At 41.4% G+C, this 24,262-nt stretch carries 23 protein-coding genes and 1 pseudogene; 13 read left to right on the forward strand and 11 right to left on the reverse strand.

Annotation, left to right across the window (positions count from 1 at the left end; all coding sequences use genetic code 11):
* Positions 1–3: 3 nt before the first annotated feature.
* Positions 4–447 (forward strand): CBS domain-containing protein, encoded by a 444-nt coding sequence (locus LX73_RS03965; RefSeq protein ID WP_148898169.1) that lies wholly within the window; start codon positions 4–6, stop codon positions 445–447.
* A 6-nt stretch (positions 448–453) separates the two neighbouring features.
* Here LX73_RS03965 and LX73_RS03970 read toward each other — a convergent pair whose 3' ends face one another.
* Together LX73_RS03970 and LX73_RS03975 are read right to left on the reverse strand one after the other, a co-directional pair.
* Positions 454–1,131 carry a response regulator transcription factor gene (locus tag LX73_RS03970; RefSeq protein WP_148898170.1) on the reverse strand — a complete coding sequence of 226 codons (678 nt, stop codon included), beginning with the start codon at positions 1,129–1,131 and terminating at the stop codon, positions 454–456.
* Between the two features lie 75 nt (positions 1,132–1,206).
* Entirely contained in the window at positions 1,207–1,899 is a 693-nt protein-coding gene (locus LX73_RS03975; RefSeq protein WP_148898171.1) for an alpha/beta hydrolase, read from the reverse strand.
* A gap of 304 nt (positions 1,900–2,203) precedes the next feature.
* On the opposite strand from LX73_RS03975, the gene bioB reads away from it, so the two are divergent.
* The 3 genes from bioB (at position 2,204) to LX73_RS03990 (ending at position 5,228) form a co-directional block, all read left to right on the forward strand.
* The gene (bioB, locus tag LX73_RS03980; protein ID WP_148898172.1) at positions 2,204–3,208 is read left to right on the forward strand and encodes a biotin synthase BioB; all 1,005 of its coding nucleotides are present in this window, start codon (positions 2,204–2,206) and stop codon (positions 3,206–3,208) included.
* Positions 3,209–3,553: 345 nt separating this feature from the next.
* Complete coding sequence (locus LX73_RS03985; RefSeq protein WP_148898173.1) at positions 3,554–4,012, forward strand: TspO/MBR family protein; 459 nt, start codon at positions 3,554–3,556, stop codon at positions 4,010–4,012.
* A gap of 10 nt (positions 4,013–4,022) precedes the next feature.
* A complete protein-coding gene (locus tag LX73_RS03990) occupies positions 4,023–5,228 on the forward strand; it encodes a lycopene cyclase family protein (RefSeq protein WP_170245572.1) in 1,206 nt (401 codons plus the stop codon).
* Positions 5,229–5,295: 67 nt separating this feature from the next.
* Here the strand turns inward: LX73_RS03990 and LX73_RS03995 are convergent, their stop codons facing one another.
* From LX73_RS03995 to LX73_RS04025, 7 genes are all read right to left on the reverse strand, one after another.
* On the reverse strand, positions 5,296–6,372 hold the full coding sequence (locus LX73_RS03995; protein WP_148898175.1) for an AI-2E family transporter: 1,077 nt from the start codon (positions 6,370–6,372) through the stop codon (positions 5,296–5,298).
* Positions 6,373–6,419: 47 nt separating this feature from the next.
* On the reverse strand, positions 6,420–7,130 hold the full coding sequence (locus LX73_RS04000; protein ID WP_148898176.1) for a PIG-L deacetylase family protein: 711 nt from the start codon (positions 7,128–7,130) through the stop codon (positions 6,420–6,422).
* Positions 7,131–7,235: 105 nt separating this feature from the next.
* Complete coding sequence (locus LX73_RS04005; RefSeq protein WP_148898177.1) at positions 7,236–8,573, reverse strand: TolC family protein; 1,338 nt, start codon at positions 8,571–8,573, stop codon at positions 7,236–7,238.
* Between the two features lie 104 nt (positions 8,574–8,677).
* Positions 8,678–9,061, reverse strand: a complete 384-nt coding sequence (locus LX73_RS04010) for a hypothetical protein (RefSeq protein WP_148898178.1) — start codon at positions 9,059–9,061, stop codon at positions 8,678–8,680.
* Positions 9,062–9,066: 5 nt separating this feature from the next.
* Positions 9,067–9,507, reverse strand: a complete 441-nt coding sequence (locus tag LX73_RS04015; RefSeq protein ID WP_148898179.1) for a hypothetical protein — start codon at positions 9,505–9,507, stop codon at positions 9,067–9,069.
* Positions 9,508–9,511: 4 nt separating this feature from the next.
* Positions 9,512–9,724, reverse strand: coding sequence for a hypothetical protein (locus LX73_RS04020; protein ID WP_148898180.1), 213 nt, complete (start codon positions 9,722–9,724; stop codon positions 9,512–9,514).
* 521 nt (positions 9,725–10,245) lie between these two features.
* A complete protein-coding gene (locus LX73_RS04025; RefSeq protein WP_211359353.1) occupies positions 10,246–11,490 on the reverse strand; it encodes a glycosyltransferase in 1,245 nt (414 codons plus the stop codon).
* A gap of 230 nt (positions 11,491–11,720) precedes the next feature.
* Between LX73_RS04025 and bshB1 the strand changes: the two genes are divergently transcribed.
* Complete coding sequence (gene bshB1, locus LX73_RS04030) at positions 11,721–12,473, forward strand: bacillithiol biosynthesis deacetylase BshB1 (protein WP_246138157.1); 753 nt, start codon at positions 11,721–11,723, stop codon at positions 12,471–12,473.
* Positions 12,474–12,523: 50 nt separating this feature from the next.
* On the opposite strand, the gene LX73_RS04035 is transcribed toward bshB1, so the two are convergent.
* Complete coding sequence (locus tag LX73_RS04035; RefSeq protein ID WP_148898181.1) at positions 12,524–13,351, reverse strand: inositol monophosphatase family protein; 828 nt, start codon at positions 13,349–13,351, stop codon at positions 12,524–12,526.
* A 41-nt stretch (positions 13,352–13,392) separates the two neighbouring features.
* Positions 13,393–15,441, reverse strand: a complete 2,049-nt coding sequence (dnaG, locus tag LX73_RS04040; protein ID WP_246138158.1) for a DNA primase — start codon at positions 15,439–15,441, stop codon at positions 13,393–13,395.
* A gap of 215 nt (positions 15,442–15,656) precedes the next feature.
* Between dnaG and sucD the strand changes: the two genes are divergently transcribed.
* The 8 genes and pseudogenes from sucD (at position 15,657) to LX73_RS13200 (ending at position 24,164) form a co-directional block, all read left to right on the forward strand.
* On the forward strand, positions 15,657–16,532 hold the full coding sequence (sucD, locus tag LX73_RS04045; protein WP_148898182.1) for a succinate--CoA ligase subunit alpha: 876 nt from the start codon (positions 15,657–15,659) through the stop codon (positions 16,530–16,532).
* A 166-nt stretch (positions 16,533–16,698) separates the two neighbouring features.
* Positions 16,699–16,884, forward strand: coding sequence for a hypothetical protein (locus tag LX73_RS04050; protein ID WP_148898183.1), 186 nt, complete (start codon positions 16,699–16,701; stop codon positions 16,882–16,884).
* A 39-nt stretch (positions 16,885–16,923) separates the two neighbouring features.
* Complete coding sequence (locus tag LX73_RS04055; RefSeq protein WP_148898184.1) at positions 16,924–17,247, forward strand: hypothetical protein; 324 nt, start codon at positions 16,924–16,926, stop codon at positions 17,245–17,247.
* 537 nt (positions 17,248–17,784) lie between these two features.
* Complete coding sequence (locus LX73_RS04060; protein WP_148898185.1) at positions 17,785–20,178, forward strand: TonB-dependent receptor; 2,394 nt, start codon at positions 17,785–17,787, stop codon at positions 20,176–20,178.
* 844 nt (positions 20,179–21,022) lie between these two features.
* Positions 21,023–22,615, forward strand: a complete 1,593-nt coding sequence (locus LX73_RS04065; RefSeq protein WP_148898186.1) for an amidohydrolase family protein — start codon at positions 21,023–21,025, stop codon at positions 22,613–22,615.
* A 124-nt stretch (positions 22,616–22,739) separates the two neighbouring features.
* The gene (locus LX73_RS04070; RefSeq protein WP_148898187.1) at positions 22,740–23,201 is read left to right on the forward strand and encodes a hypothetical protein; all 462 of its coding nucleotides are present in this window, start codon (positions 22,740–22,742) and stop codon (positions 23,199–23,201) included.
* Positions 23,202–23,206: 5 nt separating this feature from the next.
* Positions 23,207–23,758, forward strand: coding sequence for a PepSY-associated TM helix domain-containing protein (locus LX73_RS04075; RefSeq protein ID WP_148898188.1), 552 nt, complete (start codon positions 23,207–23,209; stop codon positions 23,756–23,758).
* Between the two features lie 42 nt (positions 23,759–23,800).
* A pseudogene (locus LX73_RS13200) lies at positions 23,801–24,164 on the forward strand ((2Fe-2S) ferredoxin domain-containing protein).
* Positions 24,165–24,262 lie beyond the last annotated feature (98 nt).

Consider the following 24,262-nt stretch of genomic DNA (forward strand, 5'->3'; position numbering starts at 1 on the left):
CTTATGTTCGTACGTGATGTCTTAAAAGTCAAAGGCAATGCCGTATATTCGGTAAAGCCAAACCAAACAGTGTACGAAGCTATTGCCAAAATGGATGAGCTGGATATCGGGGCTTTGTTGGTGATGGAAGATGATAACCTACAAGGCATTCTCAGTGAGCGTGATTACCGAAGTAAGATTATTCTAAAAGGCAGACGTTCCAAAAGTACAGCGGTGAGCGATATTATGAGTAATCAGGTATATTGCGTAGAGCCTACTGATTCTGTACAAGACTGTATGTCTATAATGACTGAAAAGAAAATTAGACATCTGCCGGTTCTCAAAGACGATGAGGTTGCGGGGGTAGTCTCTATTGGAGACTTGGTCAAAAGTATTATTTCCAAACAAAAAGTTGAGATCAACAATCTCCGGGGGTATATACAAGAAGGGGGTACTTATCCCGGCTGAGCCAACTTATTGACCGCAGTGCATAATAAACCCCTTTTTGCGTACAGTATCGATATATTCCTTATCAGAGTGATTACGTATTTTTTTCCGCAAATAGCTGATATAAACGTTTATATAATTTGTTTGGGTATCAAAATGGATATCCCATACATTTACAGCAATCTCTTCTTGCGTAACAATTTGATTTTTATTTTTCAGTAAGTAAACCAACAAATTAAACTCATTGTTTGTCAGATCTACTTCAGTACCATTAACCCTAAAGATACGCTCTAGCACATCCACCTCCAGCTCCCCGCATGTTAATGTACGATCTTCCAGAAGTCCATTATTGCGTCGCGTTATCGCTTCAATACGTGCCAACAATTCTTCGGTATTAAACGGCTTAGTAATGTAGTCATCGGCCCCCACGCGCAGACATTTAATTTTTACATCTGTTTCCTGCTCTGCAGAAAGTATGAGTACCGGGGTTGTAATATTCTCGTCACGCATTCTTTTACAAACCTCAAAACCGTCACCGTCGGGTAGCCCTAAGTCAAGAACGATAACGTCATATGGATTTTCATAAGCCTGACTTTCACCGCCACTTGCCGTTTCGGCAAGGTCCACATGATTATCATCTTTTTGGAGTACCGTTTGTACTAACGTACGTACTGACGGATCATCTTCTATGACTAATATGTCCATATTTTATTTCTTTTAATTCTTACCCCTAAATAAGTATATATCTTACAAAATTTAAAAAATAGCCACATAAAAATATCATTCATTTTGAAGTGACAAAAACCATTTTTTAATCTTTTTTACATACTCAGGCTTTAAACGATGGCCGGAATCAATTGTCTGAAACTTAACATTCGCTCCCCACTCTGAAAGCAGATCACAACATCTTTTCTGTGGGTTGCTATCAACACTCTTGTCATTCGCGCCATGCAAGGCTAATACATTTAACTGTTCGTACTGTTTATCAGCGTCTTCAAATACTTCTGTTTTAATTCGCCCACCAATTACAACTAATTTATTTACAATATTGGGACGAGACAATCCGAAATAACCGGCCAAATATCCACCCATTGAATATCCCACAATGGCAACTGACTTTGCGTCAATGTCTTTCCTTACTTTGTCAATGATTTCTTCAATAAATTCTGAAGCAGCTTCGAGAGATTTTAAAAACTGATCTTGTTTCCCGTCATATAAGTACCATGCACGTCCCCAGTCTTCCACCTTTCGTTGTTTCTTACGATCGTAAATAGGATACGGACCTTGAATAAACAAGTGGTAAGCATCTACAGTAAACATATCATCAACTAAATCTTCAAAGCGCGCTATATTTTGCTTGAATCCATGTAAGTAAACAATTAACGGTTTAGAGCTATCTTTGCCAGTTTTAATAAGCTTATATGGCACCTCAATGTCGAATGGATGAGTACCAGAACATAGAACACTTTTCATATCTATTTGATAATAGATCAGTTAATGCCGATAGAGTTTATCCAGATAATTGCAGTATAATATCTTGTCTCTACTAACCTAATATTTTTTTATAAACAAGAACTCCTAAATCTTGCCTAAAACACACGTATTATTTAAATCTCTTTTCAATATAACCAGATTACATCTAATTAATAAAAAGTTAAAGTTTAAATGATGCAAAAGATGATGGATTTCCATTTAGGTATATTTTCTATTGGTATTTGCCACTCATCACTATTACTTTTGAGCAAATTGAATTATGGACTGAAGACCCAACTAATTTATGGCTGATTTGCGAAATGACTGGACACATAATGAAATTTCTGAAATCTATAACACTCCACTGATGGAGCTAATCTATCGTGCGGCAACAGTGCACCGCGAGCACCAAGAAACCGGCGAAGTACAAGTGTGCACCCTTCTTTCTATTAAAACAGGGGGCTGTCCCGAAGATTGCGCCTACTGCCCGCAATCGGCCCATCACGATACAGACGTAGAAGCCCAAGACATGCTTGACCGTGATGAAATTATATCTGCTGCGCGCAAGGCAAAAGAAGCCGGCAGTACCCGATTTTGTATGGGAGCTGCCTGGCGATGTGGAAAAGAAACAAAAGATTTTGATACCGTACTTGATATGGTCAGCGAAATTACTGACATGGATATGGAGGTTTGCTGCACCCTAGGTATGCTTACAGATGAACAAGCCGCTAAACTGAAAGAAGCAGGGCTGTATGCCTACAATCATAATCTTGACAGCGGTGAAGATTTTTATAACCGCATTATTTCCACCCGTAAATATCAAGATCGACTGGACACTATAGAGAAAGTCCGGGAAAATGATATTAGTGTTTGCTCCGGTGGAATTATTGGAATGGGCGAAACTGATAACGACCGTATTGAGTTGATTCACAATCTTGCGACCATGCCCGAACATCCCGAATCAGTTCCTGTTAATGCCCTTATTGCTGTAGAAGGCACCCCGCTGGAAGATCAGCCCAAAGTTCCTTGGTACGATATGGCCCGGATGATTGCCACAGCCCGCATAACCATGCCTGATTCAATGGTTCGACTATCAGCAGGACGTGTAGATATGAGTATGGAAGAACAAGCGCTTTGTTTTATGGCGGGTGCAAACTCTATTTTTACTGGCGAAAAACTGCTTACTACCGACAATAATGAGTTGGAAGAAGATATGAAAATGTTTGACATCCTGGGACTATCCGCCCGAGAAGCATTTAAGGATGCCAAGGACAAGCATGTCCCCAAAGGAGCTGAAGCTGCTGAATAAATTTAACTATTATAACAGGTTGCATAATAGTTACCAAGCTGCAGGGACTATCCTGCAGCTTTTTTATTTACCTTATTATTACAAATGTTATCCCATCAATTAATGTTATCAGAACAAAATAAAGGTTAAGAGCTTAACATAGCTTTTAGAAACACCTATTATGTTTGTATTAGGTAAATAAGAAACGACGATAATCAGTCCTCTTTGCACAAAAACTCAACGTGGGGTTACAAGGAAATAACAGCCAATAGCAAATATAGCCCTAAAATGGTTTATTAAGATTAATTAGTTACTTATTGAATCCCTGAACGTGATAATTTAATCAGTTTAAAATAGAACATTGGTATGAAAAAGGCACTTAACCTAGCGGGCTGGATTTTGATTTGTAGTCTGGCAGGTATATTCGGCGCTCAGTTTGAACCCGGCACATGGTACGAAATGCTGCAAAAACCCGCTTGGACACCTCCCAACTGGGTATTCCCTGTCGTCTGGCCCATTTTGTATATACTAATGGGTATAGCTGCCTGGATGATGAGGAAGATGAAATCAGTTAGTATTTACGGAACGGAATTCACTTGGTTTTTTGTGCAGCTTATTCTCAATGCTCTGTGGTCGTGGATATTTTTCGGTCAACATTTAATAAGTACGGGACTGGCAGAAATACTTCTCCTGTGGGTTTCAATCATATTTACGGTATTGCTATTTTGGAGTCGAAATCGCACAGCCGGTATCTTGCTTATCCCGTACCTACTCTGGGTGAGTTATGCCTCTGCATTAAATCTTGCAATTTGGCAGTTAAATTAATCTTAAAAGAGTGTCGAAAGCTACTTTGGATCAGCAATATGACTATATCATAGCAGGTGCTGGGGCAGCGGGCCTTTCACTGGCCTGGAAGATGATCCATTCTCCGTTATCAGATAAAAAAACACTTGTTATTGATAATGAACTGGAGCCCACCAATACCAAAACATGGTGCTTTTGGGAATCCGGCGCCCCTCCCTTTTCCGATATTATTCACAAAAAATGGACTCATACAAAAATAGGAACCTCCCAAAAGCATTTTTCCCAACCACTCAATGAATATCCTTACTATTGCATTCGCAAAATAGATTTTCAGCGAAAAATTCATCAGGCAATACGTTCCCATCCCCATTTTACACTAGCAGAAGAACAAATCACTACCTTAGAATCTCACTCCGACAGTGCCATACTCCATACTAATGATCATTCTTACCAAGCTGAATATATTTTTCAAAGCTGTTTTCCTCTTCATCCACAAAAAAAGCAAGCCCCCAAACACCCACTTTGGCAGCACTTTCTGGGCTGGGAGATTACCGTTGAAGAACCACTCTTTGATCCGCAGGTATTTACGCTCATGGATTTTGACGATAGTTTCTGCGACGGTATCGCCTTTATGTATATTCTACCCTGGTCTGCAACTTCCGCGCTTATAGAATATACCATATTTTCTGAGCGAGTTGAGGAACAATCGTTTTATGAGGATAAAATTTCTCTTTACCTCAACAATCAGTTCAATCTCCGCCCTATCGACTATCAAATTAATCGCCAGGAATTAGGAAAAATTCCAATGCAGGATCTTCTTGCAAAGCCATGGTATAAACCCCGAATCCTAAATATCGGCACCAGTAGCGGTCGCACTAAACCTTCAACCGGCTATACTTTTCAGCGAATTCAACAACAAACTAAAAACCTTGTCACAAACTTGAATAAAACCGGCACTCCTGATCCACAACCCCCTTCTGCATTTAGGTATAAAGCCTACGATCTGTGGCTACTGCATATCATTCATACTAGCCCCCAAAAAGCATTAACTGTATTTAAACAGTTGTTTACTAATAATTCAGCTGATGATCTTTTCCGTTTTCTGGGAGAGCAATCCACCTTCAGGCAGGATTTAAGCATTATGAGCAGCGTTCCCTATGCACCATTTCTTAAAGCGATTTGGAATACCCGGAATCGGCTTTGGCAAATTTTTAAGAACTATTTATTACGGAATTGAGCAGAGAATATCACAAAAAGTTATAAAACAACCTTCCCCTGCGGGTGACCAACACTCTTAAACGCTATTAATTTGTACTTTCTTCTGTTCCTGGATGATATTCTCTTTTATTACCAAAAATATATCCGTAGGGTCGGAGTATTTCCACTTGGTCAAAAATACATTTGAGAATTCCCAGAAATGGCACAAAAAGTATCATCCCGGCAATTCCCCAAATTTTACCTCCTACAATCAGTGCAATAAGCGCCATAAACGGGTTGATACTAACCCTCGACCCGATCACATTAGGCGTAATAAAATTACCTTCTAAAAACTGTACTACCGCAAATACTGCAACCACTCCCAATGGATTTAACAACGAATTCGTGAACAGCAGTGCATAAATAATGGCCGGCAGACTGCCGATTATAATCCCGATGTATGGGATAACGGCAAGGATGGCTGCAAAAATGGCAAAGAACAATACATGTTTAATGCCGACAATCCATAATCCTATAGCATTAAGGATGGCAAGAAGCGTAATAACGGTAATCATCCCAATAATATAGTTTTGCGTTACATTCTGGATGCCGTCAATGACCGAATCAATGGCTTCATTTTTGCCATCCCACAACTTGTGCAGGAAGGTGCGGTACATCTTTTTGTAGTACATCATAAAGAATACAAAGAACGGTAAGAGTCCCAATGTAGTGAATACATTGGTGGTAGCTCCAAGGGCAGTTGTTACATACTGACCGCTTTTATTAACCACCGTTTCCAGTCCCCGTTTGAAATAGGCAATTTGACGATCTGGAGAAATATTAAACTGGTTTTCGAAAAACTGAACAATATCACTGCTGACAGCCTGTATTTTTTGATTGGCCTCCGGCAATTGATCGGCAAATTGCACCAGCTGTATAGAAAGCAGCGATATAATACCTGCTAAAATAATACCCAAAAAGAACATACTGGTGATGATGGCTGCAATACGGTTAAATTTATACTGCTGCAGCCAGTTGCTTATGGGTTCTAAAAGCATGGCAAAAAGGGCGGCAAACGCCAAGGGCATCAAAATGAACTTGCCATAATAAAGAAGTATAAAAAGCAAGGCTACCCCTCCCAGGATTGCCGGACCCTTTATCCAAAAGGGATACGGTTTATTCATAACTCTTACTTATACTTTGTAAAGTACTCTGATAATAATTTTCACATTCACGATCCGATTTTATCACCAAGATCTGACAAAGAGGGATCGAAATTTTCCTGAAATATTTCAAATGGCACCCTCTGCCCTACTTCCTCTTTGACATTGCTGTCTTCAATAACCTGTTGATAAGTTTCGTAGCAATCCAGTGCATCCAGAAACTTTTGATAATCTTTTTCATTCGCTTCTATCCAGCAGTCAATCTCTTCTTTATTTGATGAGCTCAGCTGAAATTTACCTTCTCCATCTTCTTCATTATAGTGGGTAAAAAATGCCAAGCGCCTGGGATATTCTTTGCCCTCTCTTTTCATATTGCAATATACACTTTTAACCGCAGCGTGGCTCACCAAGTGATCCTCAAAGCCGCTAATTCCATGCACGGCATAGGTTATGAGTACATCTGGCTGTATCTCTTCGATATGCTCTTGAATTGGATTTTCAATATCCGCTGGATCCATCTCTTTAAGTCCGCTGTCTGGCAAGTCAAGTACGGCCATTCCATTCAAATCAAGAACTTCTTGTACACACTGCATCTCCTTAAAGCGAATCTTACCCATTTCTTCTTTACTTACCTCCAATCGAAATCGTTGCTTGGTGGCTTCTCCTTTGGTGAGAGTCAATAAAAAAACCTCATCGCCCATGCGACGCTGAGCGGCCATAGCCGGGGCCGGACCGAATGATTCATCATCAGGATGGGGAAAAACATATAGAATGCGCATATCAGTTATACTAATTCAAATTCAGTGTAATAGTAATCATCTTACCTACAACAAAAAAGCCCCGGTAACCGGGGCTTCAAAATTAAGCTGTTGCTATCCTTTTACTTAGTTTAGAGATATATTTTTATCGAGCTTACCAATGTAGTAGTCAAGCAACTTTTGTTGAAAAATAAGTCGAAACAGCGCTTGAGCCCGATTTGATTGCGCTTCAATATATTGTGCATTCGCATCACTTAATTCAATGAGCGTTCCTGCACCTACTTTATATCGCTCTTTTTGCGTTTGATATGATCTTTCAGCAGCCTGAAGTGATTTCTCTGATGATTCAAGCTGTTTTATGTATGACTTATAATCATTATATGCCTGATTAACTTCCTGCACAATTTGTAATTCGGTGTCACGCAGGTTCAATTTAGCATTTTTGTAGTTGATTTCCTGTGATTGCACATTGGTTCTTCTATTCAAATTACCAAAAATAGGAATGTTGAGCGAAAGACCTACTGAACGGTTAATATTTTGATCAAAAAACTGATCTTGAAAACCAAACGGCTGCAATTCTGAATAACTACTTGAAACAGATCCACTTAAACTTAGTGACGGATATAAACTTCCGCGGGTAGCTTTTAGTTGATGCTTTATAGACTTGATACTGAACTCTTCACTTTTCAAATCTGATCGATTTTTAAGTGCCGTAGTTACCAACTCGTCCAAATCATAACTTGTTGCTTTTACAGACTGTGTATCAATCTCGGGAGTAGCAAATTCATATTCTTTTCGGGGATCAGTTTGCAGGGTTTGAATCAACTTTAACCGACTGGATTCCAGCGAATTTTCGGAGTTTACTACTGAAAGCTCATTATTAGCAACGGTGGATTCCTGATTGTAAAGGTCAACCTGAGGACGGGAGCCAACTTCAACCTGCGCTTTAACCTGCTCCAGCGTTTTTCTGGAAGCTGCCAAATTTTCACGATCAATCTCCAGAATTTTCTTATCTAAAATAAACTGCAGATAGTTGCTGGCTGTGTTAAAGATGATATCCTCGCGAACACGCTGCAAAGTTTCCTCATTAGACTGCTGGTTGTATTTACTATTCTTAAGTGAATGTAAATTTTCTAACCCACTAAAAACTGGTAAATCCGCACTCAAACTACTGCGGAAAGAATTGTTTGTTCGAGTTGTTATTCGACCGGTATTTTGATTAAAAGTACGGCCAATATTTTTATTTCCGGATATATTGGCATTCAAAGAAGGTAGGTAATCAGCCTTTTCACTCAACACCTCCTTTTCGGCGCGAACAACATTGTTTTTGGCTACTTTCAGCTGGTAATTATTTTCCAGAGCAATATCTATAGCATCTTGCAGCGATATTTTTTTAGCCTCTTGAGCGTATGTGGTCGTTGCCAAACACAGGCTTACAAATAAGAATAGAATTCCTTTGCGCATATCAATAAATATTGATTTGTGATTTGTAACTCGTGCAATTACACGAATGTCTATAAGAATTGTTACAGTAAGAAGAGATTTTAAAACCTTAAAAGTAAAATATGTTACTCTTGCTCTTCTTCATCAGATGACGACAAATGTTTATCAGCTTTAGCTTCCAGCAGTTCTTCTACATAATCCGTAGCGTAAGAGATGGCTTTGCGGGTCGCTAATTTTTTTAACTGTTTTACCAGCGCAGAGCTAAACTCTCCGGGAGATGATTTCTTTGCTGATGAGCGGCTGTCATGTCCCAACAAAAATCCAATTAATGTCGCTCCCCCTACGATAGGTAGCGGATGTTTTTGAATTATCGCTTTGGGATCGAGCTTGTTATTTACATTATCCCGGACCTGGTCAATGGAATTATCCAGCTCCTCTTGTATCTGTCCCAGCTCTTGCTGTAATTCCTGTTTTTTCTTCTCCAGTTCGTCTAATTTGTCTTCAGCCATAATAGTTAATTATCCTTCTCAGTATTAGATCGGTTTAAATCGGTTGCTTCCAATTTCTTTTGCTTGCTTTCTTTGGTCTCGTTTACTGCCTTAATGACTTCGGCTTCAAAGAGCTGTTCCAATCGATCACGCATAGCCTCCGGTTTAAGGTATACAAACAACAATCCGGAAAACAGTAATGGTAACGAAACCAATACAAATCCAAGGCTTTCGCTGCCAAGCAGATCACCAAGATAAATAGCCAGCGCAACAAGCAGAAAACAAACACCGCCCAAAAGTAATAATACGCCGGCCGTACGCTGCACTGAGGCAGCCATCCATCCGGAAATATATTCTCCGGCATTCAGCATTACCAGCTCCAGGCGTTTTTCAATATACAGCTTAATATCAGCAGAAATACGCTGCAGGCGCTGACCTAACTTGTCACTATTCTTGGACTTGTTCATGATACTAATCTTCTGAACTAAATAGTTTCCCCAGCATATAACCAGCCAGCAGTCCTCCTGCTACGCTCTTAACGGGGTGCTTTCGTACCATTCGTTCTACCCGCCCTTTCAATTCATCTACCTGCTCGGTAAGTTCTTCGTCTTCAACGATACGTCGTCCGCGATCAAGGGCCTCATCCAGACGATCATTTAAGTTATCCAGTATCTCTTCATTCATAATAGTATCTATCTTGTGTAACGATTGCTTGTTTTATTATAAGGAAATATGAGGAGAGAAAATATACAGTTTTCTACTTTTGTTATTTATTTGATGCTTAATGTATTGAAGCAGTTGTTACTGTTATATTAAATTAACTATCCCAAATAGATTATACTATTTGGAACAAGATAAATAATTATAAAAGTGGCAGTTCATATGCAATATATGCCTCACTAGAATGACCATTCCCGTTCATAAAAAGAAAAACATATTAAAAACTATCAACGCAATTTAACTAATAATATCAATAGTAATACTTCTTGTATTATTTACTGCTTCATATTTATCTCAAGAAAGTTCGAAAACAGGCCAAGATATTAACAGCGTACCAAAGAACAAATCTGCAAACGACTGTTCAATTAGGCTGTCAAAGATCCCCAGTGACCTTTTCGGAGCATCAACAAAATAGTGTACCTATCCCTAATAAATTTTTATGCCGTGTTGAGTCCAATAAAGCTTGTTGCCGTTAACCAACTTTACTAGCTGTTCTTCTCCTCAATCCAGCGCGACATATATTCTGTGCTGGCCACGCGATGATGCTGTAACATTTGTCCCATAAAATTTTGGCGGCGATGACTTTCCAGGCTATCACTTATTTTCTTTACCCTCTCCATAAATTGTTTGGTGAAATCCGGACCAACAAACCTATTGTTAATGATATTGATACCATTTTTCTGTGCCCTGCTCCATGCTGTTTGGTTGCTGTACAATTCTACAGCTTTAAATGCAATATCCTCAGGACTGTCAGCTATTTCCCCGGCCCATGGCAGCTCGCCGTTCAATCCTTCGGCTCCGATTGCAGTCGTCACGCTGGGAGTACCACACTGCATGGCTTCTATCAATTTTCCTTTGAGTCCCGCCCCAAACCTAAGTGGTGCCAACATAATACGGGCTTGCTGTATTACTTCCTGGGATTTTTTTGCTCGTCCCTCTATAAAAAATCCCTTCTCGGGATTATGGAGCTCCCTTGCTTGCTGTGTGACATATGAACCATAAATATGAAGCTGGGCTTCGGGCAGTTCTTTTCGTATCAGCGGCCAGATTTTTTCATGAAGATACCAAACCGAATCCCAGTTAGGTGGGTGATGAAAGTTACCGATAGTCATAAAATGTTTGCGATCATCAAACGATGGCCAACTACGTGATTTCTGCTTGTCAATCTCATCGAACAGAAAAGGAATATAACACAACAGTTCATCATCAATATCAAAAAAGCTGGTCAGCAACTGCATCTCATATTCTGAAATGATCAGCGACAAATCTGACCGATAAATGCTGGCTATTTCGCGCTTGGCTGTATCTTCATCCAGAAGATCATTCTCAGTAAATGTATGCTCCTCTTTCACTGCTTCTTTGCGACTCCGACGCAAAAAGTGCAGATCTTCGGTATCTAGAATACGCAAGGCATTGGGGCACTGCTCGGCCACCCGCCATCCAAACTGTTCTTCAATCACAAAACGATCAAACAAAACAGCAGCAGGCTGTAAATTACTCACAAAATCATCAAATGTTGAGCTGTTTACCTCAATGGAAACGGTTTCAACACCGAGCGACTCCAAATCGGTCCGATATTCACTCTCTGCTGCAGAGGTAGCAAAGGTAATTTGCCAACCGGCGGACTGAAATATCGAAATCAGCTCCATCATTCTCCTGCCTGCCGCCGATGAGTCGGGCTCCGGCCAAACGTACCCGATTATCAAAAGCTGTTTTGTTGCTTTGATCATTGATACTATCGATTAAAATTTATTCCAACCTCCCTTATCCTTCTTCATAAGAAGAGGAAGATCTTCAATCCAATTTTACTTTCTTTTTAAAGAGTAGAAGAAGGGTCAAAAATCATTTTATAGAAAAATAGGTCTATTAATATCAGGATTAACTCAATTAAGTGATGCCTACATCTGTATTTAATGGTCGCTGAAATTTAAGCTATATTTAACCGCAATGATAATGAAGAATGACTGATATGCAACTCGATGTTTTAGCTTTAGCACCTCATCCTGATGACACTGAACTTTGCTGCGGAGGTACTCTTACCGCACTCGTCAACCAGGGCAAAAGTGTAGGCGTTGTGGACTTTACCCGCGGAGAGATGGGCAGTCGCGGAACCCCGGAACAACGGCTTTCTGAAGCTCAAGATGCAGCTGAAATTATTGGCCTTGAAGTCCGCAAAAATCTGGGCCTGCCAGATACAAAGCTTAAAAGCATACGCGAATATCAGAAAAAAATTATTCAACAAATTCGAGCCTATCAGCCGCATATCTGCATTGTTGGCGCTCCCTCGGACCGCCATCCCGATCACGGCAACGGCACCCAACTTGCGCTGGATGCAATTTTCTACAGCGGACTCACAAAAATTGAGACAACCGGTGAAGAAGGTAATCTTCAGGACCGTTGGCGACCGTCGCATGTGCTCCATTTTATGCAGGACCGCCCCTTTAAGCCCGACATTGTTTTTGACATTTCGGATACCTTTGAAACAAAGAAGGAGGCTATTTTAGCTTTCGAAACCCAGTTTAATGTTCAGGATACCGGCGATGATCCGGAAACATATATCTCAAACGAGCAGTTTTTTGAGGGTATTGAAGCGCGGGCTCGTCACTATGGACACCTGATCGGGGCCAAATACGGAGAGCCGTTTAAATATCACAACGGACCAGTACCTATGGAATCATTTGAAACATTTTTTGAGACGGAACCACAGCGGTGAGACGACAGATGGTAAACGTGAATTGTGAGAGAAACTAGCAATTACTGCTCTTATATCATTTCACGTCTGCCGTTTCGCTCCTCTTCCGAAAAATAGTTTTCCATTTCATCCAGCAAAAAATCATGCACCACTGCATTCCCCGCCATAATACGCCGGCCAAGTAGCCAGTTGTCACTACCCTTCCAGTCAGAAACAATACCCCCGGCCTCTTGCACAATTAAAGCCGCAGCACCAACATCCCAGGGATTGAGCGCGTACTCATAAAAGCCGTCAAAACGTCCACATGCCACACAACATAAATCGTAAGAAGCCGCACCGGCACGCCGAACAGCCTGAACATTATTCATCAGCATGCGAAAAAACTGCAGGTAATGATCAACCAGACTCATATCATTATAGGGAAACCCTGTACCTACCATAGCCTTTTGAGGATCATCACATTTTGATACAGAGATCGGGTTTCCATTCCGATAAGCACCGTGGCCGTTGAGCGCTGTAAACAGTTCGCCGGATGAAACCTCAAGCACCACTCCTACTTGCGGCTTGCGATTTTCCCATAACCCGATAGACACACAGTAAACCGGGAAGCCATGCGCAAAATTAGTAGTCCCGTCAATGGGATCAATTAGCCAGGTACGTTCTTCCGGGAGTGTCAATTCTTCTGCACTTTCTTCAGCCAAAATATAATCTGCGGGAAAGTTGCTTTCGATGATAGAAAGAATTTGCTCTTCCGCTTTTACATCAGCCTCTGTCACCAGATCGTTTTTGCCTTTGTAATCAACCGAGAAGTTGCGTTCCGTCTGATAATTTTGAATAATTTCAGCCGCCGATTTTACGGCCTTTTTTGATACGGTTAACTCTTCTAAATACTTTGACATCTATAACATTAAATTTGGAAAAATTACTTACTCAATATCCATTACTGATTCCGTTCGTGCTTCATCTTATACTCAAATACTTTATCAGAGACTTTTTTTGCCGCATCAGAATCAGGATCGGGGAATAGTTCATCGATAGGTGATTGTTGTAAAATAGTACGCTGACGTCCAGCCTCTTTCATCGCTTTCATTACTTTTTTTCGCTCTTCATCTTCAGCCGAATTATACCGTTCATAAAGCTCTACCTGCAGGCGATCCAAATAATGGATCTTTAATGCTTTTAACGCCCCTTTGGCCGTCCGGTATGGGTTCTTATCCTTCTTATATTGAACCCCCACCTTTTCGTGATGACGCTCGCTCACCGAATGTTCTTCAAGCGCCACCTCTCCCACCAACTTAGGATACGGATGTTCGCGATCAGCATAAACTTCTATTGATACTTCCTTTTCATCCTTGTACCGGGCAATGATATCCTCGTAAAATTTTCGCAGTTGTTTATCTTCAAACTGCTGGCCATTACACTGCGACCCAATATAATCAATGATGTCACGGTCGTATATTAGCATCAGGCGAATGAGCTCTTTCTCATAATTGGGACGCTTGCCACGGGGCTGCGATTGTCGTTGATCCTGCTGATTGGCGTCTGTCTGTTCATTAAATGCAACGGTATGCGGTTGAGAGGCGCGGGAACGGCCATTATCCTGATCCCTATTAGATCGCCGGGCCTCACGTTCTCTGCGCTTTTTTTCGCGCCGCTTAGCCTTTTGGCGCTCTTCTTTAAGATCTTTGCGAATTTTACCCAGTTCATCAAAAAGAGCGCGGTCACCCACTTTCGCCTTGCTGTTGAGATGCTGCACAAATGTTTCGCGGGACACCGGATCCGGCATGTGGGCAATACTTTCCAGAATTTCAGAAATAACGTTCTTCTTCTCTGCAGGATTTTCCCAGCGCCCCTCTTCTTTGGCTTTATGAATCTGATACGTTAAAAAGTTTTCTGATTCCTCCTTTTTCATTTCCAGAAAAGAATCCTTGCCGAACTGACGCACAAATGAGTCGGGATCCTCACCTTTGGGCAGCTCCAGCAGGTTCACATCCATACCTTCGCGCAGTGCTATATTTATGCCCCGCTTCATCGCCCGCTGACCGGCGGAATCGGAATCATAAATCATCGTAATGGTATCGCCATAACGATGCAATAGCTTCATCTGTCGGGGCGTCAGCGAGGTACCGCTGGAAGCAGCCACATTATCGATACCCTTTTGCTGCAGTGAAATTACATCCGTATATCCTTCCACTAAAATCACTTCATCAGTTTTACGGATTTCATTTTTCGCAAAATTGATACCGTAGAGTACAGAGCTCTTATCATATACTTTGGTCTGCGGTGAGTTGATATATTTTGCGGCTTTTTCTTCACCGAGTACACGTCCCGCATAAGCAATAACTTTACCCGAGGGATTAAAAATTGGGAACATAAGTCGACCGCGGAAGGCATCATAAAAACCATCATCGCGATTACTCGGCTTTACCAATCCGGATTCTAGTAAATACTCTTCCTTAATACCGGAATCAATAGCTGTTTTATAAAGTTTATCGCCGCCAGCGGGAGCATATCCTAACCCATATTTTTTTATGATTGACCGGTCATATCCCCGTTGTTGTAAATATTCACGCGCTTTTTCGGCCTCATCGGTTTCCACCAGGTGACGATGAAAAAAGACACCGGCATATTTTAAAGCGTAATAAATACCCTCGCGAAGGTGGTGCTGTTCGTCAAACTCCTCGTCATCTTTTTCGGGTAAGGAAACGCCGTAACGGTCGGCCAGTGAGCGCATAGCTTCCACAAATCCCACGCCCTCCATAGCCATCACAAAATTAAATACATCGCCCGACTCTCCACAGCCAAAACATTTATAAATACCTAAATCCGGTGTCACATGAAAAGAAGCTGTCTTCTCATCATGAAATGGACAAAGACCTTTCCAGCTGCGCCCGGAACGCTTTAATTTTACGTAGTCTTCGACCACCTCGACGATATCCGCCGCCCCTCGTACTTCTTCTTTTTTTTCGTCGGGAATCATAGCTGCCATAGCACTGAAATGATAACAGAATTATGAATGATATTCATCCTTATAATCAGGAATTAGGAATTAAAAAAATCAGGAATATAAAACCATAACTATCTATCTTATCCATTATTCATTTAAAATTACTAATTCTCTACTCTCATCTTTGCCAAATCATAATGATGTGGGTATATTCCGATCGACTTGAAGAAACTTTTTAACTTAATTTTTGAAAGTTCATGAGCGTACTTGTAGGTAATGATACTCGACTCGTTGTACAGGGAATTACAGGTAGTGAAGGTAGCTTCCATGCCGAACAAATGATTGAATACGGTACCGATGTGGTAGCTGGCGTTACACCCGGTAAGGGTGGACAGACGCATCACGATCTGCCAGTTTATAATACGGTGGCTGATGCCGTGGAAAAAGAAAATGCAAATACCTCGGTCATTTTTGTACCACCCGCTTTTGCAGGCGATGCCATTTCTGAGGCTGCTTTTGCCGGTATTGAAGTCATTATCTGCATTACCGAAGGCATCCCCGTAAAGGACATGATTACCGCCAAAGAGATTGTAAATAATCACGATGCCACACTCATCGGTCCTAATTGTCCTGGTGTAATTACTCCCGGAGAAGCAAAGATTGGCATTATGCCCGGCAGCATTTTTACGCCTGGTAAAGTAGGTCTCATCTCTCGTTCCGGAACACTTACATACGAAGCAGTTGATCAGCTTACTAAAGCTGACTTGGGACAAAGCACAGCTATCGGCATCGGCGGCGATCCGGTCATCGGCACTACGCATACTGATGCAGTAAAAATCTTTGAGAACGATGATGAAACCGAAGCTATTGTGCTAATTGGTGAAATTGGCGGTACGGCCGAGGAAGAAGCTGCAGCATATATCGAAGAAAATGTAGATAAGCCGGTGGTTGCATTTATTGCAGGCAGTACGGCACCTCCCGGCCGACGAATGGGGCATGCCGGTGCTATTATTTCTGGTGGTGAAGGCGGTGCCGATGCTAAGAAACAGGCACTGCGCGATGCAGGCGTTACCGTTGTTGATAGTCCTGCTGAAATCGGTACTACGCTCAAAGAATTGCTGGAAACTGCTTAAGTTATATTCTTTACTGATCCGATCGTTTCAAACCGATCGGATCATCTTTTTTTTCCTGTCATTATATTCCAAGGACCTGGATTAGTATTTTACTTAAATGAAATTTTCAAGAGGTCCTGAAACAAGTTAGGATGATATTTTTTAAAATTTAATCCGGGTATATATTATGGCATACCTTATATTTGGTCTGGCAACGGGTACTTTTGTCTGTGGATTGATTGAGCACTTCCACAAAGACGATCAGTCCAGCTGGATTAAGCCTTCCTACCTATTTGGCATCAGCGGACTCGGATATGCTTCATTCTTATATTTTGCTTGGCCTCTGCTGCAACAAGTATTTTCACATTTCTGATTTGTAAGGTTATTAGCCAAGCACTAACTTTAGAAACTGATGAAAAAGCGTAGATTTTATATTTGGCTAAGTGTTGCCATCATGCTCATTATGAGCATGAACCTTATCATTTCTACGCTTCATTCCCATCATAATTTAGAGCTCCACAACTCCACCGATTTTGCGGATACTGGGCAGTGCCTATCCGCTGATAATCACCTCTGCCCCATTTGTGGATATATTCTACAAACTGACCCTCCTTCAGATTTCTCTTTTGCTGATATTTTCCTCGATGTTACCGAAGTGGTAAAAGATCGGCGTGATACATCTACTTTTTCTCCTTCCTACAATATTCGCAAAGGACGTTCTCCTCCAATGGGCTAACAGTTGAGGGATATTATATGTAGCAGTATATCAGCTGGATATATCAAAGCTAGTTGATACACAATTAATCCATCGCTGATAATACATCTCTAACCTAATTAGATTTTAAACGATCATATAAAAATACGGCTGTAATACGTCCAATTTATTTGATCTTTAATCAGGACCTGTGTTACGCATCAAAACCAACATATTTAAACAATCCATAATTTTTGTAGTTGGAGTATGCCTTATTGCTTCGGCATTTCATTTCCACCAGCTACATCCTGATTACAATTTCAACAACTTTTCGCTTGATCACCACTTAACAAATTCCCAGCCCGACTGTATTGCCTGTCAAAATTTACTACAGAGCAAGTTTGTAAATCCTGATAATTCTATAACAATATACTTTGAGATAACAACACAAATTGGGTTTAGCAGTATCCCCCTCAAAGTCCTGGAACATACTGGTCTTAACAATAAGTCTCCGCCTGCCAGCTGTACCGTTTGTTTTTCTAACACAGATTTTAATAACCTATTATTGAAACCAGTATTATGAAAAATCACATCATACGTTTTTCGATTACCATTGTATTACTTTGCACTAGTTTCTTATTTAATAACAAAGCCGCTGCTCAATCAACAAACAAATCGTCAACAGCAATAAAGGGTATTGTTAAAGACAAGAATGATAACCCATTACCGGGCGTAAATGTAGCCTTTCCACAGTTGAGCCGCGGTGCTTATACCGATTCTGAAGGGCGCTATCACATTTCTGACTTGCCAACAGGCATCTATACACTCATATTTTCTTTTGTGGGATATGAAAGCCAAAAGAAGGAAATAGTCATTACAAAAGGTGAAACAAAAATAGTTAGCATATCGCTGACAGAAACCATGCTCCAAAGTGAAGCTATCACCGTAACCGGCACTCCATATGCCTCCGATCCGCTGACTACCCCGGCGGATGTTGATGTGCTAACGGGTGATACCAAATTTGCCAAACAACAAACCTCACTGGGAAGCTCTCTCGAGGAACTGTCAGGGGTATCAAGTATCTCAACGGGTAGTCAAACGGGAAAGCCTGTTATCCGTGGACTCAGCGGGAGTCGCGTGCGTGTGCTCGATGACGGTGTAGCCATGGATTATCAGCAATATGGGGTGCGTCATGGTCCTAATGTAGATCCTTTTACCTCCGAACGCATTGAAGTTGTTCGCGGAGCGGCCAGCGTACAATACGGTTCGGATGCCCTGGGCGGTGCCGTAAATGTAATATCGAATTCATTGCCTGATGCTATTGATGCTCAACCCTTTTTACAGGGACAAACGCTCGGTGAATTTTCCTCGAACAATGATGAGCTTGCGGGTGGTTTGCACCTGGATGGGGCCACCGGACGATGGGGATTTACAAGCACAATTATTCGAAGAGTATCCGGCAATATGACTACTCCCGATGTGTCGTCTAATAGTGTCTCTGCTCCGAAATTTTCGGGAGAACTTGACCATACCGACTATGAGCAGTTGAACGGGAGCTTCGGCATCGGCTATCAAACTAAAATAGGACAACTCACTGCTGAATATACCCGTTGGCAAAACAACCATAATTTTCTACTGCCCAACGGCAAAGGATTGGGGCAAAATCTTGAAAATAACTCCCTGCAGATCGAAGGAAATCTTCAGCTCGGCAACAACTTTATCTTGAAGCCAAGTTTCACTTACTCTACTAATCTTCGTCAGTCAAATGCCGGCGGAGCTAACGCTCAGCCCAGAAGTGAACTCCCTGACCAAGGGTTTGCTCATCTTGACATTCTTCTCAAAAGCTATACAGCCAAAACTGAGCTGGAACATCCAAAGGTAGGACCTTTTTCTGGAACTGCTGGACTGGAGTATAAGTACCAAGACCAACAAACGCGCGGTATAGAACCGCTGGTACCGTCGGCTGAGATACAAAATATTGCAGGATTTGTATTCGAAAAAGCAAAGTTTGGGGATCTTACGCTTTCTGTAGGTGCCAGAGCTGATGTCCGTTCCCAAACGGCAGCCGCCAACAGTGATTTAAACCTGCCTGATTACTCAGCAGGTGAAACGACAGATGTCCTAGAACAATCCTATTTTGAATTTAGTGGTTCACTTGGGGGTACCTACCAAATTACAAATACTTTCGCCATCGCGGCTAATGTTGGGCGCGGATTCCGAGCACCCAACCTGTTCAATCTACATGTAGACGGCGTGCATGGTGGCATAGCAGCTTACCAAGTAGGTAATCCACATTTAGATTCCGAACACTCATTAAATACCGATCTGTCGCTCCGTTGGCGCTCATCTCGCGTTAAAGCTAAAGCTTCGGTCTATCGCAATACCATCAACAACTACATATTTCTAGTTAATACGGGTCAATCTGCAGGCCCCAACAACGGCGGGCTTCCCATTTTGGAAACCGTGCAGGGTGATGCCCGGCTGCTGGGAGCTGATGCTAATATTTCTGCCCAGGTATTTTCATGGCTACAGCTTTCGGGTACCTTTGAAACAGTGGACGGCAAAAATGTGGACAATAACATTTCTCAGGTTGATACACTGCCGCTACTGCCACCAACAAAGTTAAGCGGGACAGTAAAATTTGTTCAAAATGAGATCGGCAATTTTCAAAATACGTTTGTAAGTGTCGGTATAAAACATTCACTTTCAAAGGAGGCTGCCGGACGTTATGAGCCATTCTGGCAGTTCGGAAATACTCCATTTGGAGTAGCCTCAACAGATGCTTATACCCTGTTTAATGCTACCGTTGGTGGTGAAATAGCACTATGGAGTCGCCCGGTTTCCCTGCAAATATCCGCCCAAAACATTCTCGATAAATCCTATCGGGATTTTCTGAATACTTACAAAGGATATACGTTAAGTGCTGGTAGAAATATTACATTCAGAATTAAAGTCCCTTTTACCATTCTTTAATACTGAACAACTCCAAAATATCATTTTCATAAAAAAAGACCCTCGAGAGTATCAGTCTCGAGGGCCTGTGCTTTAGGTTTCAGCATTTAGGAGTGACTAGTTAACTCTAGATAGGGTCTAGAGAAACAATAGTAGTGTGTTCTATTAACAGGATTAACGAGGAGGCTATTTGTTACAAAAAAAATAAAATTAATTCTAAATTGCCTTTTATAACTTCTTATAAGCACTTATTGATCAAATAACCAGCTGATTCAGCTTCTGGTTACGCCTTTAACTTTACCTTTTTTTGAGAAGATTGTCCGAATTGTGCGAACTTATATACAAGTGATCTTTCGACAGGTAATGAGGGGGAGTAATCAACATTATGTAGACAATTTTAACACTTTTTCAGTATCGCTATATCCTAAAGGTACATCCTTTCAATAAGCGGTCTGAGAAAAATTACAGAAAGTAGCATACGGAACAGCCATAACGAACCCTCGAGAGTATCAGTCCCGAGGGTTTGTGCTTTAGGTTTCAGCATTTAGGAGTGACTAGTTAACTCTAGATAGGATCTAGAGAAACAATAGTAGTGTGCTCTACTATCAACTATTATAATATAGGTAATTTATAAAAAAGTTCCCCAAAAATTGTAATCACCCTTTATAAGCTCATATCGCTACTTTATAATGGAATAACTGGAATATTGGGCTAAAGTCATTAAATATCATCAAAACAAGAATATTCTGCTAAAACACGAATATTGTATTGGTATGATTCTTTTGTAAGAAACAAAAAAAATCCTGCGATACGGCGAACTAGTTCTTACCTTTACCAACTATTTATTCTCAACAAAAGTACTGTTATGTGTAATTATCGATCACTTTTCCTTAGTATTATCATTATAGCATGCACAACTCTTGCCTTTGGGCAAGTTCAGAAAGCTCCTGAACGAACAATGGGCGAAGGTCCTTTCGACCGTCTTATTATCCGCGGTGTAACCTTGGTAGATGGCACGGGTTCTCCGCCACGCGGCCCTGTAGATGTGGTCGTGAAAAGGAATAAGATTGCCGCAGTACAATCAGTGGGATACCCCGACATCCCCATTAATGAAGACCGGCGCCCACAAGCTGATGAAAATACCAAGGTGATCGAAGCCGAGGGCATGTATTTGTTACCCGGATTTATCGACATGCATGCTCATACCGGTGGCGAAGCACAAGGCACCCCGGCCGAATATGTATATAAGCTTTGGATGGCCCACGGCATCACCACTGTACGTGAACCCGGATCCTTTAATGGGATGAACTGGACATTGCGGCAAAAAGAACGTAGTAAAAATAATAACATTACGGCTCCACGTATATTCTCATACATCGGCTTTGGAATGGGACATGACGGTCCTATCACCACTCCCAAAGAGGCTCGTGAATGGGTACAAATGATTGCTAAGAAAGGGGCTGACGGCATTAAGTTCTTTGGAGCTCCCAGACCTGTTTATAAAGCGGCTATTGAAGAAGCCAACAAGTTGGGACTCGGCACCATGACTCACCATGCACAAACACGCGTAGTATATAACAATGCTCTTGAATCTGCACGGTTGGGCCTAACAAGCATTACTCACTGGTACGGTATCCCCGAAGCATTATTTACTGATCAAGTTATTCAGGATTATCCGCTAGACTACAACTATAATAATGAGCAACACCGGTTTGAAGAAGCCGGGAAATTATGGAAACAAGCCGCTCAACCATATAGCGATAAGTGGAACAGCGTGATGAATGAGATGCTACAGCTGGATGTAACGCTTAATCCCACCTTTACCATCTATGAGGCCAGTCGTGATCTGAGTGCTCAACGGCGCGCTGAATGGCATAAAAAATATACCCTCCCCTCTCTATGGGAGTACTATAAGCCCAGCCGTATTTCCCACGGTTCATACTGGCTCAATTGGGGTACCGAGCAAGAAGTAGATTGGAAAGAAAACTTTGACCTTTGGTTTGAGTTTGTCAATGAATTCAAAAATCGCGGCGGGCGTGTAACGCTTGGCTCCGATGCCGGCTATATTTACAAGCTTTACGGCTTTGGATATATACAGGAAATGGAACTCTTTAGAGAGGCCGGTTTCCATCCTCTTGAAATTTTTCAATCGGCTTCACTTAAAGCGGCAGAAGTCCTTAATATGGATAACAAGCTAGGAACTATTGAAACAGGCAAACTGGCCGATATGATACTTGTTAATGCCAATCCGCTGAAAAACCTTAAAACACTTTATGGAATGGGTGCTATCCACGTAAATAAGGAGAACGAGGTTGAGCGAATCGGCGGTATTCAATATACCATCAAAGACGGTATTGTTTATGACGCGCAAAAGATGCTCGAAGATGTAGGAAATATGGTAGAAAAAGCTAAAAAAGAAAAAGATTACGAAATCACTCAACCGGGATTAGATTACTGACAGACCTATAGCCCACCCATATTTCGAGTAAAACAAATCGGCTAAATAGCTGTTAGTAATAACAGAAACTTTTACTTTCTTCTTCATTATTTCTAAAAAAGATTATCTATAAATATCATTAGCTATGAAAAAAGTGTTACTCATTATTTTTTTCTGTGGAACTCTCTTAACTATTGGACACTCAGCCTATGCCCAGAACTCGGGCTTCGGTGTAGGTGCAATAATTAACAGTCCCACAGGTATCAGTGCCAAAGCGTGGATTAACGAAGATTTTGCCATTGACGGCGCATTTTCCTTTCAAGTGGGAACCGGCATTTCACAAACCTATCTGCACGTCAATGCCTTACAGCACCACCAAACCAATAATCAACAGCTAAAATTCTATTACGGACTGGGGTCACGTTTTTTATGGAATGATCTAACAAATGATGTAACTGCCGGTATCCGAGTGCCAGGCGGTATTTCGTATGCCATCAACAATACAAAGCTGGAAAGCTTTTTCGAAATTGCTCCTACTATTGATTTTACTCCAATAACCAGATTCGGTTTTGAAGGAGCCGTAGGTCTTCGGATTTACCTTAACTGAGTTTGATGTTTAATATAAATCTACGGCGTGATTCCCGAAAACTGCATCGCTGGGGTGCTATTCTTATTGCCCTACCCTTTTTAATAGTTCTGCTTTCGGGATTATTCCTGCAGGTTAAAAAAGAATTCAACTGGATTCAGCCTCCGAGCCAATCAGGTAGTCAAATCGGAGCATCTATTCCTTTTGACAGTATCTTAACAACTGCGAAATCAATTCCCAAGCTCAATGTCAGCAAGTGGAAAGATATTGACCGGCTTGATGTAAGACCTGATGACGGGATTATTAAAATTAGAGGACTCAACGGCTGGGAAGCACAAATTGATTCACATACCGGCCAGATATTACAAGTGGCACAACGCAGGTCTGACCTCATCGAGTCTATCCATGACGGTTCTTGGTTCCATGATAAAGCCAAACTGTGGCTGTTTCTACCCTCAGCAGTTGTTGTACTCATTCTCTGGCTCACAGGTATTTACCTTTTTTTCTATCCTTATTTTGCCAAATGGTACAACAGAAAGCGGCTTAAAAAACGTAAACAAAACCGTCAAAAAGAGTGAAAAAGTCAAAATTTATAAATCTCTCTAACGAATATTCCGTGAATGAATAAACGTGTGCGAAGGAAAGCCAAAGAATTACATATCGATAAAATAAAGCGCCACATCTTCCTCTGCGCTGACCAAACCCAAATGTTGTAAAAAAGAAATTGGACTCAAAAGCTGGAACTTTCTAAAAAAGCGCCTCAAGGAATTAGATCTGGATGGCAAAGGAGGCATCTACCGTACCAAAGCAAACTGCCTGCGTATCTGCAAAAAAGGTCCGGTGGCGGTCGTCTATCCCGAAGGCATATGGTACCACTCTTGCAAGCCCCAAGTACTCGAGCGTATCATCCAAGAACACCTTATCAATGGTAACCCAGTGGAAAAATATATGTTTGCTGAAAGTCCCCTCCAGGAGGAAAATTAAGTAGCCTACCTTTCATAAAGAAGTTTGTTACAGGCTATAATATTATAGCGATGGCATCTACTTCAAGTAGATGCCATCGTCTAAGTAAAATCTGCCTC

It is taken from the genome of Fodinibius salinus (genome assembly GCF_008124865.1).
Taxonomy (GTDB): domain Bacteria; phylum Bacteroidota; class Rhodothermia; order Balneolales; family Balneolaceae; genus Fodinibius; species Fodinibius salinus.